This window comes from Brucella lupini (assembly GCF_002252535.1).
In the GTDB taxonomy this organism is placed as follows: Bacteria; Pseudomonadota; Alphaproteobacteria; order Rhizobiales; family Rhizobiaceae; genus Brucella; species Brucella anthropi.
In genome coordinates, this window is the sequence record NZ_NNRN01000034.1 from 1 (window position 1) to 13,635 (window position 13,635).

Here is a 13,635-nt window from a genome sequence, read left to right on the forward strand (position 1 = left end):
GTGACCAATCGTGCCGATGTTAACGTGGGGCTTCGTACGTTCGAATTTGCTCTTTGCCATCGCCGTTGTTCTCTTTGTTCTAGAACCGCTCAAGCGCCAGCACAAAAGCCTTTTGGCTTCCGGGCCAGCATTTATGCCAAAACGGAACGGCGAACCGCCCGTCGATGATTCCTTACACGCCAAACCGCTCTGAAAAATTTGGAGCGGGTAGCGGGAATCGAACCCGCGTATTCAGCTTGGAAGGCTGCTGCTCTACCATTGAGCTATACCCGCGCACTCTTAACTCTGATCCGACAGTGGTGGAGGGAGTTGGATTTGAACCAACGTAGGCATAGCCAACGGATTTACAGTCCGTCCCCTTTAACCACTCGGGCATCCCTCCAGATATCACTATCAGCAGAGTCGAGCGACTAGGCATTTCCGCGGGGCTTCTGGCTGACTGTTGGGCCAGCCGTCGATCCGCGAGGGGCCTTATGACGATAAGCTTATCCCCTGTCAACAGGGTAAAAGCGAAAAGAATGCATGTCCGTCCACAACGTCGTGGAAAGATCCTCTTCCACGCTCCTGTTCCATAGGCTCAAACGCCCGCATTTCTCAGGATTTTCCAGCTATCAGAGATTATTTTGCAATCAGAACAGCCTGATAGCAATCACAGGTGAAGTCGCTATCTTCCGCTCACCTAAAGAGTTATAAGCACGCCATGACCGATCAAAACTCGCCCCGCACCCCAAAAGATTCTCATTATGCGCGCCTGCGCCGCCAGCATCGCGACCAGAAGGCCGTGACCGAAGGCAAATCACCGCGCAAACCGCAGCGTCCTTCCATTTCGGCAGACGCCGTGACTGAGGGAACCGTACGGCTTTATGGCCTGCATACAGTCCGCGCCGCCGTGGAAAACCCGGAACGCAAGATATTGCGCATGCGCGCGACGCGAAACGGATTCGCCCGACTTGAGATCGGGGAGGCTGAATCTCTCCCCTTCCCTGTCGAAATCGTTGATCCGCGCGATATCGACAAGGAAACGGGTTCCGAGGCCGTCCATCAGGGCGTCATGATAGAAGCTGAACCGCTGCGCGCCCGTAAACTGTCCGAACTGAAGGACAGCCCGCTGCTTCTCGTTCTCGATCAGGTGACGGATCCGCACAATGTCGGCGCTATCATGCGTTCAGCCGTCGCCTTCGGTGCTGGCTCGCTGATTACGACAAGCCGTCACAGCCCGCAGGAAACCGGCGTTCTGGCAAAGGCCGCCTCCGGTGCACTCGAAATGATCTCTCATATCGAAGTGCGCAATCTGGCCGAAGCGATTGAAGAACTGCACAGCCTCGGCTTCCAGACTATCGGCCTTGATTCGGAAGGGCCACAGGAAATGGAAGCCACCTTGTCCGGCGGACGAATCGCCCTGGTACTGGGTGCAGAAGGCAAAGGCCTGCGTCAAAAGACGCGCGAAACAGTCACCGCGCTTGCCCGCCTCGACATGCCGGGCGAAATCAAGTCGCTCAACGTATCGAATGCGGCTGCAATCTCGCTTTATGCTGCTGAGCGATATCTGCGCGCACGTTGATTCGAGTATGACTCTTCAATGAAATGCCTCCCGGCCGGTTGCCCTGCCGGGAGATACAGATATCGAATCGCGATGACCCGGAGCGGTTCCAGCTCAAACAGAAGCGTGGAACCGCTCTATCTCTTTGTTTGTACGCATTATCCTACGCGAAACCGCTTCGCACTTTCGCTGGAAATGCTCTCAGGCAGTGGCGATATAGGTGCGAATATCTTCCGCCTCGCGCTCAACATCTTCGATGCGCCGCTTCACAACGTCACCAATCGAAATAATTCCCACGAGCTTGCCATGCTCTTCCACCGGCATATGGCGGAATCGGCTTCGTGTCATGATTTCCATCACCTGATTGATCGTGTGATGTTCGCGACAAACCTGCACTTTTGCCGTCATGACCTCGGTGACCGGCATGCTCATGGCCTTGGTTTCTTGAGCGGCAACAGCACGCACCACATCGCGCTCTGACAGGATTCCCTTGATTCGACCGGCCTCGTCGCACACCACCAGAGCGCCGATCTTGTATTTGTTCAACATGGCGACAGCATGGGATAGTGTATCGGCAGGTGCGATAACCACTACATCCCTGCCCTTTGTCTCGAGAATCGATCTTACGGTCATGCCAAAGTCCCTCCAAGATTTAGCACTCGCTGCTTCTGGCGTTCAAACGCCATATGAAGCAGAACGCAGCTCCTCCCACCACGTTCCATGATGGTGCGCTTCGATCGTCCGATTAGCAAGTGGCATCAAATGGGGAGAAGGCTTTGTCAAAGCCAAAAGAGTGCAGAACCCTATCGCCTCAGCACGGCATCATAGCTGCGTGGTCGGTCCATCAGTGAAATACCGAAGAAGCCGGCAATGAAGCCGCCAATATGCGCTTCCCAGGCAATGCTGGAAAGGTCCGCCCCGCCAGTCGAATAAAGACCGGTAATAATGTTGATCAGGAACCAGACACCCACAAAAGTCAGGACGGGCTTCAGCGTCAGGGTCAGCCCCACCGGAAGAACGGGGCCTGCGAATTCCGATCTGCGTCCATGGCCGATGCGACGAAAACCGTAACGCGCCGCTGCACCCATCATTCCCGAAATCGCGCCCGATGCGCCCACCAGTGGCGAAACGCTGTCCGGATAGATCGCGTAATGGGTCAACCCGGCAATCACCGAAGTGAATATCCAGAAAACGATCATTCGTCCGGTACCGATGCGCCCGGCCAACGGGGAACCGAAAGCCGCAAGCCAAATCATGTTGACGGCAATATGGGCGAAGCCGCCATGCATGAAGGAATAGCTGATGAGCGTAAAAAGTGCGGCGGGATCGGTGAACCCGTCCGCCAGCGAGAACCGCGCCGGAATGAGCGCGAAGTTCAGCATGAATTCATAGTTCTGCTGCTCGCTGATGAGGTAGTTCTGATAAATATAGACTGCGGCGCAGAGGCCAATCAGAGCGAGAACAACGCCCGGAATATTGAACATCGGCTCACTACCGCCCGACCGGCGGTTACTGCCGTTCATTTCCGGCTGGGGAACGCTCATGAACTGCTGCTTTCTATTTTATGCGAAGCACCGCAATTGGACCGAAGGAGCCTTTTGCGTCTGGTCGATGCATGTTGATAGGGCAGAATTTGTTAAAAATAAAGGCCGACGGAGGTTCCCGGTCGGCCTTCACGCGAACAGAAATCTTTCGCGAAATTAAATCTGGAGCTCAGAAAAACGCCAACCAAGTCAAAGGCTTCGTCTGATGCCCTATCAAAGCGCGTCTTTCAGTGCCGTGCAACCATTACTTATTATTAACCTTAACGAACGAGCCCGGTGGATGAAGAAAGGGTTAAACTGGCATCCTCGCCGTTAATACTATTTTAATGCGTTCAACAGCGGAGCCAGCCTCCGCGTGCAACGGACAAATCAACGGCGCATGATGAAACACCGCAGTACGATCGCGATTTTCGCCGAATGGCAGCGCTTGGCCCGCACTGAAAGCGGTTTCTTTCGCACGCCGATGCGCGAACAGATCGAGCCGCGCAAGCTCGGGCGCCATCTGTCCGACCTCTTCTTCCTTGAGGCTGAAAAAGACGGCGACCTGTCGTTTCGTCTGGCGGGAACACGCATCTGCACCCTTTTCGGTCGGGAACTGAAGAACACACGGTTTCTCTCGCTCTGGTCCGAGCGAGACCGGGCAGCCCTTGGCGAACTGTCGGAAAATGTAAATAGCCTGGAAGTCCCTGCCCTCGTGTCGCATGTGGGAATCAGCATGTCCGGGCGAAGCCTCGGGCTGGAAATGTTTCTCGCCCCGCTGGAGGCGCCAAACGGGCAGATCAGCCTGCTTGGCAGCATCGCCGTGCTTGATTCCGTCGCATGGGTCGGAGCCGATCCAATCGTCCTCGGGCATTTGAATTCCATCGACCCGGTGGCGCCCGATCTGATTCTTGCGGATGACATCCGAAAATCGGCTGCCATCACGGTGAATGCACCCCGAACAGGCCGGGAATGGACGAATGTTCGCCTGACGCAGCCACAGGAGCACGCCGCTCCGAAATTGCGCGTCATCAAGGGCGGCAAAGCCTGACGTAGGGTTGAAATCGCGATTTCTCTTTATCGACGGCTACTGTATTGTGACGGATAATAAGAGTACCCAATTTCGAGATGGATCGGCTTTGATGAATAGATTTGCTGCGGCATCTACTGCAAGCAATGTGCGGCAGGAAAATTTCAACGCCGTGAATGTCGATCTCAACGGTCGCTACATGCTGGAAAATCGCAGCGAATTTCCCTGCATCATCAAGCGTATGTCGCCCGGAACTGCCCTGATGAGCGGAATTGCAACGCCGCGTAACGGCGAACGGATCATCGCCTATATCGATCACGTGGGACGGATTGAAGGCATTGCCAACGAGGTTACATCCGAAGGCTTCCACATTCTCCTGTCGACCTCCGAACAGAAGAAAGATAAGCTTTCCGCACAGTTGACCTGGCTTGCCAACAAGCACGAACTTGCCCTGCCCGAAGATCGCCGTCACGAACGTGTTGTGCCACGCAAGACCCAGCAGAACATTACTTTTGCCGATGGCGCCCAAAGACTGTGCCGCATTGCGGACCTTTCGCTTTCCGGTGCGGCAATCGAAAGCGAGTTCAAGCCCGCGATCAAGAGCGGCGTCATGCTTGGACCGATCCGGGGAACTGTCGTCCGTCATTTCCAAGGCGGCTTTGCAATCGAGTTCGCCACCATCCAGACCAGCACAACGCTGGACAATCTTTTCGGCTGAAAGCATCCGCCCAAAAGATGAACGCGCGTCAAGGTTACGGAATGGCAAACCACGAAATGCCCGCATTCACGAAAAAGCCGCAAAAACAGCCCATTTTGCCCTGAATTTGTCCGTTCGTTGACAAAAAGTTTCAGCGTTATTTGCAGTTTTAATCGAATTTGACTCGCATTTTCGCGCGCAAATTTGCGTGCCTTCAAATTGTCTAAGTCATCTTGGTCTCCAACAGGGAGACAAAAGAATGACAAAACAAACAATCATCGCAGCCATCCTGATGCTGCTTGGAATCGGACTGGCAGAGGCAGCAAGCCCCGCCTCCAATTCACCGTGGATGACGACCGGCGAACGCACTTCGCAGCCGATAGGCCACTACGAATTCTGCGATCGCTACAAGTCCGAATGCAACATCACCAGCCGCAACAGCAATATGCTGAAGCTGACACCGGAAATCTGGAAACAGATCATCGCGGTCAATGCGAGCGTCAACGAAAAGATTGCGCCGATGACCGATATGGAAGCCTGGGGTCGCGAGGAATACTGGGAATATCCGACAACAGTCGGTGACTGCGACGACTACATGCTTTTGAAGCGTCGTGAACTGATGGCGCTCGGCATCCCGGCAAATACGCTGCTTTTCACAGTGGTCCGTCAGCCAAACGGTGAAGGCCATGCGGTTCTGACCGTTCGCACCGACCGCGGTGACTTCATTCTCGACAATCTCGATACCCGCGTCCTCGCCTGGAACAAGACCGACTATACCTATCTCAAGCGCCAGTCGACCACGAACACCGGTAGCTGGGTTTCAATCAAGAGCGACCGCGAACTCTTGGTCGGCAGCATCAAGAACTAACCAAAAGACAAAACAAACAAGGACGGGCCGTCAGTCTCCCTCTGGCCCCGTCCTTTTTATTTTCAGGCCGGCTCCAGCCCACGCATGAAAGACCGGGCCTTCTCGACGTAATGCTCCGCGGAAAGTCTGAGTTTCTCGACCGCAGCATCGTCCAGTTCCCGGAGGATTCGCGCAGGAGAACCGACGACCAGCGAATTGTCCGGTATTTCCTTGCCCTCGGTCACAAGCGCCCCTGCCCCGATCAGACAGTTTTTTCCAATCTTCGCGCCGTTGAGAACGATGGCTCCCATACCGATCAATGTGTTGTCGCCGACGGTGCAGCCATGAAGAATGGCCCGATGCCCGATGGTACACCCTGCACCGACTGTGAGCGGAAAGCCGATATCGGTATGCATGATGGTGTGTTCCTGAACATTGGTGTCATCGCCAATGGTGATCGGCTCATTATCGCCGCGCAATACGGCACCGAACCAGAACCCGGCATTCTCACCCACAACGATCTTGCCGATCAGGGTCGCATCAGGCGCGATCCAGTTGCTGCTGCGGTCCGCGAATAGCGGCTTGTGCCCGTTATATGCATAGATCGGCATGTTCTTCCTCCATCAGCAAACTCGATATTGAATCGCTAAGCCGTTTCAAGCCGTCATACAAGCACGACTTCACGCTCTGTTAACCATAAAAGACCGATATTCTTTTGCAATATCATCACCATGACACCCAGATGGAAACAGCACCAGATTACACCGCCTCGAAAATGGGAAGCCGCCTCTTCGGCTGGCTGCTGTTGGCGGTTATCGTCCTGATTCTGCTTTCGGTTGCCGTAAATGTTGGCGGGCGTCTGCTTGGCCCGCTGATTGCGCGCGGCGGACACTCCGACAGCACGCACGGTTATGAAATCATCATTGGCAACAATGTCCTGTCGATTCCAGCCAATATGATCCGCTTTTCGAACCAGCGACGTGACGGGGTGACGGGGCGTCTCGATCTTTATGCCCGCTGGCCGGGGCTTACCGGCTATACGGAACGCGACCGCGCTATCTTCAACCTTCTCACTTCGAAGCGGCATCTCATTTTCATGTCTATCGAACAGCGAACCATGTCCCGCGACATGAGCGGGCGCTATCTGCCCATCTATGCCGAGCTGATAGACCCGAACGGGGAAACCGCCCCCGGAAACCTGACGGTACACCGTTTTCTGGAAAGCAGCGGTTATAAGGGCGAGGAACTGGTCCTGTCCGATCCGAGCAGCGGCAAGCCGGAATTCGTTGCACGATGTCTTGCGGATAGCGGTGCGGAAAGCTTCAATTCATGCGAGCGCGACGTCCAGTTCGGCCGCGACTTGCAGATACTTTATCGCTTCCCCCGCTCCATGCTTGGCGAATGGAAGTCACTGGACAAGGCGATTGTCGATTTTGCGAACGCGCATCTTCTGGGAAACGATACGAAACAGATCGACTGATCTCAAAGCATGTTGCTTAAAAGTGGGAACCGCCTCCGCGGGGAAATCGGTTCACTGGACTGATTTCTGATCCCCGCTACGATGGGATAAAGACATGCTTGAAAACAAAAGCTTAAAGCGTGCCTTTCAAATTTGATAAAGCGCGACACGCTTTATTGCCCAACCAGATACTGAAATTTGGAGCGACCGTCTTCAGCGAACTTGATCTGGCTGAGCGGAACGCCGCTCAAAAGATGCTCCTCCGTGGCAGCCAGCACGATTTCCAGCTTTAGTATTTCTGCCGACCCAAGAAGCTTCCAGCATCCTTTTCCTGCGAGAAGCGAGTAGTTGTGGTCCATGACATAGGCTGCGGCGGCGAAAGCGCCGTCGCATTTCCCGATGCTTTGCGGTTCATCGAGAATCTCAATGACCGACCGTGAGCCATCGTCCTGTTCGGTTTCGATAGTGCCGAGGACTTCTGCGCGCGCCGCTAAGGACAGGGCCACCAAAAGCATGGCCAATGAAAAACCGAATTTCATAAAGACACCCAAGGGTCAAAACTATTTGGCGTTCTCAGGGATAATCGCAAATCTCATAACCGCTCAGCTCTGATTCCACGCCCGCCTTGATCCAGAAGAAAACGCTGCCTTCGCTCGTCATATGGGCGGTGCATAAAGCGACGACATTTTCCTTGCCGACGGGCGCCTTGCTCGCGCAAGAGGCTTTCCAGCTCGCAATCCGCTCGATGGAATCCTTCTTGATATCGGGAAATCCGAAATAGATGGTTTTGAAGTTCTCTGCGAGCTTCGGGCAGGTTCCGTCATCCTCGATAGCCTGCGCACGGACGACTGATGGCAGCATGACAGAAAGGGCCAGCGTGGCAGCGATGATCTTCATGAATCCTCATTAGTCATATCTGGAGTCATATCTGGACAACAAAACGCCCTCTCCATAGGAAAGGGCGTCAAAGAACATCCCTGCCCGGCATCAGCGTCGTTTGCGACGCGATTACCGCGACCGATCAAAGATCGACGTCGAGAATGGCCATCGAGAAATTGTAGGAGAGTTCGCCTTCATCCTCGTCCTTATAGACCAGGCCCAGGAATTCGTCGTTGAGGTAAAGCTCGGCGGAGTCGTTCTTGCGCGGACGCGCCTTCACCTGCAGGCCGGGATTATTGAAAGTCCGTTTGAAATAGGCGTCCAGTTTTTTGAGTTCTTCGGGTTTCAACCGGCTTCTCCTGATATTGAATTGAGCCGGTTTATTGCACCCGGCAATTTCCTATGTAAACCCCCGATAAACGGGGACTCAAGGGATGTTGGCGTCCAATAGCCTCTTTAGACAGAATATAGGCCGCATACTGGAAAAAACCAGCAAGCGGCCTTGTTCAAGCTGCAACGATACGATGTATCGCCTAAATCCCTTCGCCCAGCATCTGGTCCATGACGCGGGAAGGCTCGGCACAACCCGTATCGCCCATGATCCGGGCCGGCACACCGGCTACCGTGACATTGTTCGGAACAGGCTTCAGAACCACCGAACCGGCTGCAATTTTCGAGCAATGACCGACTTCGATATTGCCGAGAATTTTCGCGCCAGCACCGATCAGCACACCGTGACGGATTTTCGGATGACGGTCGCCGCTCGACTTCCCCGTACCGCCGAGTGTGACACCGTGAAGAATCGAAACATTGTCTTCGATCAACGCTGTTTCGCCGACCACAAGTCCGGTCGCATGATCAAGGAAAAGGCCGCTGCCAAGCCGTGCGGCCGGATGAATATCGGTCTGGAAGATCGATGACGAGCGGCTTTGCAGGTAATAGGCAAAATCCTTGCGGCCTTCATGGTAAAGCCAATGCGCCAGACGATGGGTCTGGATCGCATGGAAACCCTTCAGATAAAGGATAGGGTCCATGAAGCGGCTATAGGCCGGATCGCGATCATAAACCGCCTGAATATCGACGCGGACAATCTGCGACCACTCAGGATTGGCATCCAGCATCGCGTCAAAGGTCTGGCGCAGAATATCGGCGCTCAGATCGGCGTGCCCGAGACGCTCGGCGATACGATGCATGACCGCATCTTCCAGGCTCGGCTGGTTGAGGATCGTCGCATAGAGGAACGTGCCCAATACGGGATCGTTCTTGGCGGCTTCCTCCGCTTCGGCACGGATGGAATGCCAGATAGGATCGACCTGACCCAGACCGGGGGTCGCTTTCGCTGATGTGCGAACGGACATATGCATACTCCAGTTTTGCACCGCGCGAGGAGGAGACGGCAGCCGAACTTTCGCTCAGTCCCCACGCCGCAATACGAGTTCGGCGCGCAGCATAACTTAAAATGGTTTGCCTTGACACAGCCGAATTTGACGCGCCCTGTCGGCGCGCTCTTTGTCCAAGATCAAATTCCCGTCAGAGCGGATTTTCTTTCAAAAACTGCAACACCGCCTGCTTGTAGACCTTGTCACCAACGGCCAGCATATGGTCGCGGTCCGGAATATCGACGGCCTGTCCATTTGGCAGAAGATCGGCGAGTTCCTGCGCGCTGCCTGCAATATCATCGGTCGTGCCGACGGCCACGAGAACAGGCTGCATAATGCGTGCAATCGCAGCGGCGGGAACCAGCTCCTTGGAGGTAATCACACAGGCTGCAAGGGCGATACGGTCACTCTTCGTCTGGTCGGCAAATTTCCGGAACATCTGCCCACGTGGATGGGTGATCGTGGTCGGATCTTCTGCAAGCAGCGCCTCGCCAATAGGCTCCCAGTCGCCAGCGCCAGTCACCATACCGATGCCAAGCCCGCCGAAAACAGCGCTATGAACGCGCTCGGCGTGTTCAATCGCCAGAAATGCGGTGATGCGTGCGCCCATGGAATAGCCCATGACATGCGCCTTTTCGATCCCGAGATGATCGAGCAGGGCTGCGGCATCAGCCGCCATTTTTGTCGGCGTGTATTCGTCTGCGTCGTGGGGCTTCGCGGAAAGCCCGTGCCCACGATTATCGATGGCGATAACGCGGTATCCGGCTTCGGTCAGCGTGCGGAACCAGCCGGGCGAAACCCAGTTGACGAGACTTGAAGAAGCAAAGCCATGAATGAGCAGGATCGGATCGCCTTCTCCGTCCTGACGATATGCCAGACGCAAACCGTCATGTTCGAAATATTCGATATCGAGGGCACTCACCTGATTATTCCTCTTGATTTTATTACAGCAGCGTCACGACCGGCATTCGCCACAAATCACGCGATGGACCGCTTTGTCACCAATCTTTATGCCGGTTCGTTTAACCGTACCGGCCAGAACCTCCACGACATACGCTGCCGGAACTTCAGATGAAATGATATTTTCGGAGAATGGCACCGCATTTTCGTGAATGGCCGATACGCGTCCCTTGTCATCAAGGAAAACCATATCAAGAGGCGACGGTGTATTCTGCATCCACATCATGACGCGGCGCATTTCTCCGAACACGAAGATCATGGCGCGATCCTTGGGAAAATCCGTGCGCCACATCAGGCCGCGCACACGCGCATCGTCGCTTTCAGCCACTTCCAGCGCAAAATTTACCTTGTTGCCATTGGAGGTAATGAATGTCAGCGGTTCCTTGTCGACCGGCAGCCGCATCGGCTGTGTCTCATCGGCCTGAGCAACGAATGCGAAGAAAACAAATGCAAAAGCGAGAAAAATGCGGCCCATACCCTGCCCACTCAGATAAACAAACTGGCTTGTAAACAAACAGGCTTGGAACCTAGCAACGGGACAGAGTGACGACAAGACCGCTCAGGCCGCACAAAGCGGCCTTCACCTGCTTGTTACAAGAATTGAGAAATTTGGCGCGCTTTTAACGGTCGCGCCCTAGATCCGTCCTGGTTAAAGCGGAATCATTGGAACCGCTCTATCCATTTGTTTTTAAGCATGTCTTTACCCCGAAACCGGCTCCCACTTTCGGGAGACATGCTCTAATGCGAAACCGGGATTGCCGTGCCGATATCCGGATGGATTTCAGCCGCCATCAGGCCCTTGTCGCCTTCGCCGAAGCGAATAAGCACGACCTGACCGGGGCGCAGCTCCATCATGCCGAAACGACGCAGCGTTTCCATATGGATGAAAATATCTTCCGTCCCCTCGCCGCGCGTCAGGAAGCCGAAGCCCTTGGTGCGGTTGAACCACTTGACGATCACGCGCTCAAGGCCGCTCGACGGCGTAACAGTCACATGAGTGCGCTGTGGCGGCATCTGCGCCGGGTGAACGGCAGTAGACGTATCCATCGACAGGACGCGGAAACATTGCAGGCCGCGATCGCCATTGCGAACTTCACAAACGATGCGTGCACCTTCCAGAGCAGTCTGGAAGCCGTCGCGGCGCAGTGACGTCACATGGAGAAGAATGTCATTAAGGCCCGGCTGGTCTGGAACAATGAAGCCGTAGCCCTTGGCTACGTCGAACCATTTGATATGGCCCGAGACTTCGATGATATCGCCCAGCTCTTCCGAGGCGTGCTGGCTGTGAAACTGGTCATTAGACACAGACTTGTCCGCCATGCGTTCGCCCCTCCTCTGTTCTTCCGTTGCGATTCCGACCTGATTCTTGTCCAAAGAATAACACTTCCTTAACCGGAGGCGGCAAGCCCAAACTTGCATCCGTCCCCATGAAGACCACAGACTTCACAACTTCATGGTTACTTTTCCCGGCACAGCAGCGTTTGAAACTGACCCACCACCTGAAATATGGCCGGTCGTCAATTTGGCAATGACATGTTCAGGACATTTCCGGTCACATCTGCTGCTCAAAATTTTTGAACGTCACTCTGTCCATGATAACTTGACGTTCGGCCTCCGACATCGGATTCGATGTCCTTGCGTTTCCCGAACGTCAACCGCCCGAATTACAACAGCCGAGGAAAAGACTATGCGCTATCTGCACACGATGGTCCGAATTCGCGACATCGACGAATCTCTCGATTTTTATGTAAACAAACTCGGCCTCGAAGAAATCCGCCGCACTGAAAATGACAAAGGCCGCTTCACGCTGATTTTTCTTGCTGCGCCCTCCGATACGGATCGGGCGAAGGCAGAGCGGGCGCCGGAACTGGAACTCACCTTCAACTGGGATCCGGAGACCTATACGGGCGGCCGCAATTTCGGCCATCTCGCCTATATGGTCGATGACATCTACACCACTTGCCAGAAGCTGCAGGATGCGGGCGTCACCATCAATCGTCCGCCGCGTGACGGGCACATGGCCTTCATCAAATCGCCCGATGGCATTTCCATCGAACTGATCCAGAAAGGCGACCGTCTGGCGCCGCAGGAGCCTTGGGCTTCAGCCGAAAATATCGGTAGCTGGTAATAAAAAAAGCCCCGCCACAAGGGCGGGGCTTTTTCTCAATACTGAACAGTTATTCCGTTCCCTGAATGGCTGCGAGAAGCCATTCACCGCCATCCGTGCGGGTGAACGTCCAGAGTTCAACGCTTTCCACCGGCTCATCCGGATTGCCTTCGACGACAGCGCCGGTATTGCGATCCAGCATCACGTCGATCGCCGAATAGCGGATTGCAACGGTTGCGTATTCGACATCGCCTTCGCGCCAGGCTTCGGAAACGTCACCCTGCAGAAGCTTGACGTCCTTCACTTCGTTGCGCATGCCGCTGGAAGCGATCTCGCCCAGTTCTTCCGCCAGATAGGACATGGCTTCCGGGGTAGCGAGCTTGCGCAGCGCTGCATAATCCTCACGGCCATAGGCGGTCTGGACTTCAGCAAGCATCTGTTCGAAACGATCCAGATCCTCCTGACCGACATCCATCGGTTCATCTTCAACCGCCGAAGCGGCGGGAGTGACCGGAGCGGCTGCCTGCTTGGTCTCGAACGGGTTCACCGAAGGCGTACGACCACCAAAACCGGCCTGTGAACCAGCTTGCGGGGCTGCTGTCTTTGCCGCACCGAAAGGCTGCGCGCCTGTGTTACCGGCGCCTGCCGCTGCCGGCTGGCGACGATTTGCGAACATACGCATGACAAACATCGCAATGAGCGCGATCACCGCAACCTGCAACAACAGGCCGAACATGCCGGCAAGACCGCCAAGGCCGTTGCCGAGCAGCATGCCGATCAGGCCACCGACGAGAAGACCGCCCAGCATGGAACGACCGAAGTTACCGAACATACCGCCGGAACGCTGTGCCTGCGCAGCATTCTGCGTGCCTGTTGCGCCCGGACGGTTGGTCTGCGTCGCGCCGGTATTCGGCGTCATCGAACGTTCCATCGGCGCGGCATTGTTAGGTGCAGTGCGCGTCGGCGCTGGCGCCTGATAGGTGCGCGCGCCACGGCTGCCGAAACCGCCACCGCCCGCACGGCGAGCCTCGGCGAAATCGACCGCAGCAAAAGAGGCAATCAGCCCCAATACCATTGCAGCTGTCAGTTTGGTCAGGCGGCTTCCGGAACCCGGCATCGGTTTCTCCCACTTAGAGTCATGTCTGAATGTTTAAATCAGTGCTCATATGGGAATTCGCCCCCACACCTCACAAGAGCGTGAAGACAAAAAATCC

The 13,635-nt window shown here is 55.2% G+C and carries 17 protein-coding genes and 2 tRNA genes; 6 read left to right on the forward strand and 13 right to left on the reverse strand.

Annotated features, from left to right (window positions below; all coding sequences use genetic code 11):
- Nucleotides 1-199 precede the first annotated feature (199 nt).
- Both CES86_RS04995 and CES86_RS05000 read right to left on the reverse strand, forming a co-directional pair.
- Nucleotides 200-273 (reverse strand) — tRNA-Gly (locus CES86_RS04995).
- Nucleotides 274-297: 24 nt separating this feature from the next.
- Nucleotides 298-382 (reverse strand) — tRNA-Tyr (locus tag CES86_RS05000).
- 318 nt (nucleotides 383-700) lie between these two features.
- Between CES86_RS05000 and rlmB the strand changes: the two genes are divergently transcribed.
- Complete coding sequence (rlmB, locus tag CES86_RS05005) at nucleotides 701-1,561, forward strand: 23S rRNA (guanosine(2251)-2'-O)-methyltransferase RlmB (protein ID WP_094513798.1); 861 nt, start codon at nucleotides 701-703, stop codon at nucleotides 1,559-1,561.
- 180 nt (nucleotides 1,562-1,741) lie between these two features.
- On the opposite strand, the gene CES86_RS05010 is transcribed toward rlmB, so the two are convergent.
- The gene (locus CES86_RS05010; protein ID WP_010659899.1) at nucleotides 1,742-2,173 is read right to left on the reverse strand and encodes a CBS domain-containing protein; all 432 of its coding nucleotides are present in this window, start codon (nucleotides 2,171-2,173) and stop codon (nucleotides 1,742-1,744) included.
- A 170-nt stretch (nucleotides 2,174-2,343) separates the two neighbouring features.
- The gene (locus CES86_RS05015; RefSeq protein ID WP_029928849.1) at nucleotides 2,344-3,084 is read right to left on the reverse strand and encodes a rhomboid family intramembrane serine protease; all 741 of its coding nucleotides are present in this window, start codon (nucleotides 3,082-3,084) and stop codon (nucleotides 2,344-2,346) included.
- A gap of 382 nt (nucleotides 3,085-3,466) precedes the next feature.
- On the opposite strand from CES86_RS05015, the gene CES86_RS05020 reads away from it, so the two are divergent.
- The 3 genes from CES86_RS05020 to CES86_RS05030 all read left to right on the forward strand — a co-directional run bounded on the left by CES86_RS05020 (nucleotide 3,467) and on the right by CES86_RS05030 (nucleotide 5,658).
- Nucleotides 3,467-4,114, forward strand: a complete 648-nt coding sequence (locus tag CES86_RS05020; protein WP_029928851.1) for a PAS domain-containing protein — start codon at nucleotides 3,467-3,469, stop codon at nucleotides 4,112-4,114.
- Between the two features lie 91 nt (nucleotides 4,115-4,205).
- Nucleotides 4,206-4,811, forward strand: a complete 606-nt coding sequence (locus tag CES86_RS05025) for a PilZ domain-containing protein (protein WP_010659896.1) — start codon at nucleotides 4,206-4,208, stop codon at nucleotides 4,809-4,811.
- Nucleotides 4,812-5,049: 238 nt separating this feature from the next.
- Complete coding sequence (locus tag CES86_RS05030; protein WP_010659895.1) at nucleotides 5,050-5,658, forward strand: transglutaminase-like cysteine peptidase; 609 nt, start codon at nucleotides 5,050-5,052, stop codon at nucleotides 5,656-5,658.
- A gap of 62 nt (nucleotides 5,659-5,720) precedes the next feature.
- Here the strand turns inward: CES86_RS05030 and CES86_RS05035 are convergent, their stop codons facing one another.
- Nucleotides 5,721-6,248: a gamma carbonic anhydrase family protein gene (locus CES86_RS05035; RefSeq protein WP_029928855.1), complete on the reverse strand. Its 528-nt coding sequence runs from the start codon at nucleotides 6,246-6,248 to the stop codon at nucleotides 5,721-5,723.
- Nucleotides 6,249-6,379: 131 nt separating this feature from the next.
- Here CES86_RS05035 and CES86_RS05040 point away from each other — a divergent pair, with 131 nt between their 5' ends.
- The gene (locus CES86_RS05040; protein ID WP_029928857.1) at nucleotides 6,380-7,117 is read left to right on the forward strand and encodes a hypothetical protein; all 738 of its coding nucleotides are present in this window, start codon (nucleotides 6,380-6,382) and stop codon (nucleotides 7,115-7,117) included.
- A gap of 152 nt (nucleotides 7,118-7,269) precedes the next feature.
- On the opposite strand, the gene CES86_RS05045 is transcribed toward CES86_RS05040, so the two are convergent.
- The 7 genes from CES86_RS05045 to CES86_RS05075 form a co-directional block, all read right to left on the reverse strand.
- On the reverse strand, nucleotides 7,270-7,635 hold the full coding sequence (locus tag CES86_RS05045; RefSeq protein ID WP_029928859.1) for a hypothetical protein: 366 nt from the start codon (nucleotides 7,633-7,635) through the stop codon (nucleotides 7,270-7,272).
- Nucleotides 7,636-7,669: 34 nt separating this feature from the next.
- Nucleotides 7,670-7,993, reverse strand: coding sequence for a hypothetical protein (locus CES86_RS05050; protein ID WP_012091896.1), 324 nt, complete (start codon nucleotides 7,991-7,993; stop codon nucleotides 7,670-7,672).
- 124 nt (nucleotides 7,994-8,117) lie between these two features.
- Nucleotides 8,118-8,324 carry a DUF3126 family protein gene (locus CES86_RS05055; RefSeq protein ID WP_010659890.1) on the reverse strand — a complete coding sequence of 69 codons (207 nt, stop codon included), beginning with the start codon at nucleotides 8,322-8,324 and terminating at the stop codon, nucleotides 8,118-8,120.
- A gap of 184 nt (nucleotides 8,325-8,508) precedes the next feature.
- A complete protein-coding gene (cysE, locus tag CES86_RS05060; RefSeq protein ID WP_010659889.1) occupies nucleotides 8,509-9,333 on the reverse strand; it encodes a serine O-acetyltransferase in 825 nt (274 codons plus the stop codon).
- A 172-nt stretch (nucleotides 9,334-9,505) separates the two neighbouring features.
- A complete protein-coding gene (locus tag CES86_RS05065; protein ID WP_043063106.1) occupies nucleotides 9,506-10,276 on the reverse strand; it encodes an alpha/beta fold hydrolase in 771 nt (256 codons plus the stop codon).
- Nucleotides 10,277-10,309: 33 nt separating this feature from the next.
- Nucleotides 10,310-10,789, reverse strand: a complete 480-nt coding sequence (locus CES86_RS05070) for a DUF192 domain-containing protein (protein WP_029928863.1) — start codon at nucleotides 10,787-10,789, stop codon at nucleotides 10,310-10,312.
- Nucleotides 10,790-11,052: 263 nt separating this feature from the next.
- Nucleotides 11,053-11,634 (reverse strand): cold-shock protein, encoded by a 582-nt coding sequence (locus tag CES86_RS05075; RefSeq protein WP_010659886.1) that lies wholly within the window; start codon nucleotides 11,632-11,634, stop codon nucleotides 11,053-11,055.
- A gap of 367 nt (nucleotides 11,635-12,001) precedes the next feature.
- Here CES86_RS05075 and CES86_RS05080 point away from each other — a divergent pair, with 367 nt between their 5' ends.
- The gene (locus tag CES86_RS05080) at nucleotides 12,002-12,442 is read left to right on the forward strand and encodes a VOC family protein (protein ID WP_010659885.1); all 441 of its coding nucleotides are present in this window, start codon (nucleotides 12,002-12,004) and stop codon (nucleotides 12,440-12,442) included.
- A 49-nt stretch (nucleotides 12,443-12,491) separates the two neighbouring features.
- Here CES86_RS05080 and CES86_RS05085 read toward each other — a convergent pair whose 3' ends face one another.
- Complete coding sequence (locus tag CES86_RS05085; protein ID WP_010659884.1) at nucleotides 12,492-13,538, reverse strand: Tim44 domain-containing protein; 1,047 nt, start codon at nucleotides 13,536-13,538, stop codon at nucleotides 12,492-12,494.
- Nucleotides 13,539-13,635 lie beyond the last annotated feature (97 nt).

What these genes read in the sequence shown, in the direction of transcription:
- rlmB (WP_094513798.1), top strand. Translation starts at nt 701, where the DNA reads ATGACCGATCAAAACTCGCCCCGCACCCCAAAAGATTCTCATTATGCG.
- CES86_RS05010 (WP_010659899.1), bottom strand. Translation starts at nt 2,173, where the DNA reads ATGACCGTAAGATCGATTCTCGAGACAAAGGGCAGGGATGTAGTGGTT.
- CES86_RS05015 (WP_029928849.1), bottom strand. Translation starts at nt 3,084, where the DNA reads ATGAGCGTTCCCCAGCCGGAAATGAACGGCAGTAACCGCCGGTCGGGC.
- CES86_RS05020 (WP_029928851.1), top strand. Translation starts at nt 3,467, where the DNA reads ATGAAACACCGCAGTACGATCGCGATTTTCGCCGAATGGCAGCGCTTG.
- CES86_RS05025 (WP_010659896.1), top strand. Translation starts at nt 4,206, where the DNA reads ATGAATAGATTTGCTGCGGCATCTACTGCAAGCAATGTGCGGCAGGAA.
- CES86_RS05030 (WP_010659895.1), top strand. Translation starts at nt 5,050, where the DNA reads ATGACAAAACAAACAATCATCGCAGCCATCCTGATGCTGCTTGGAATC.
- CES86_RS05035 (WP_029928855.1), bottom strand. Translation starts at nt 6,248, where the DNA reads ATGCCGATCTATGCATATAACGGGCACAAGCCGCTATTCGCGGACCGC.
- CES86_RS05040 (WP_029928857.1), top strand. Translation starts at nt 6,380, where the DNA reads ATGGAAACAGCACCAGATTACACCGCCTCGAAAATGGGAAGCCGCCTC.
- CES86_RS05045 (WP_029928859.1), bottom strand. Translation starts at nt 7,635, where the DNA reads ATGAAATTCGGTTTTTCATTGGCCATGCTTTTGGTGGCCCTGTCCTTA.
- CES86_RS05050 (WP_012091896.1), bottom strand. Translation starts at nt 7,993, where the DNA reads ATGAAGATCATCGCTGCCACGCTGGCCCTTTCTGTCATGCTGCCATCA.
- cysE (WP_010659889.1), bottom strand. Translation starts at nt 9,333, where the DNA reads ATGTCCGTTCGCACATCAGCGAAAGCGACCCCCGGTCTGGGTCAGGTC.
- CES86_RS05070 (WP_029928863.1), bottom strand. Translation starts at nt 10,789, where the DNA reads ATGGGCCGCATTTTTCTCGCTTTTGCATTTGTTTTCTTCGCATTCGTT.
- CES86_RS05075 (WP_010659886.1), bottom strand. Translation starts at nt 11,634, where the DNA reads ATGGCGGACAAGTCTGTGTCTAATGACCAGTTTCACAGCCAGCACGCC.
- CES86_RS05080 (WP_010659885.1), top strand. Translation starts at nt 12,002, where the DNA reads ATGCGCTATCTGCACACGATGGTCCGAATTCGCGACATCGACGAATCT.
- CES86_RS05085 (WP_010659884.1), bottom strand. Translation starts at nt 13,538, where the DNA reads ATGCCGGGTTCCGGAAGCCGCCTGACCAAACTGACAGCTGCAATGGTA.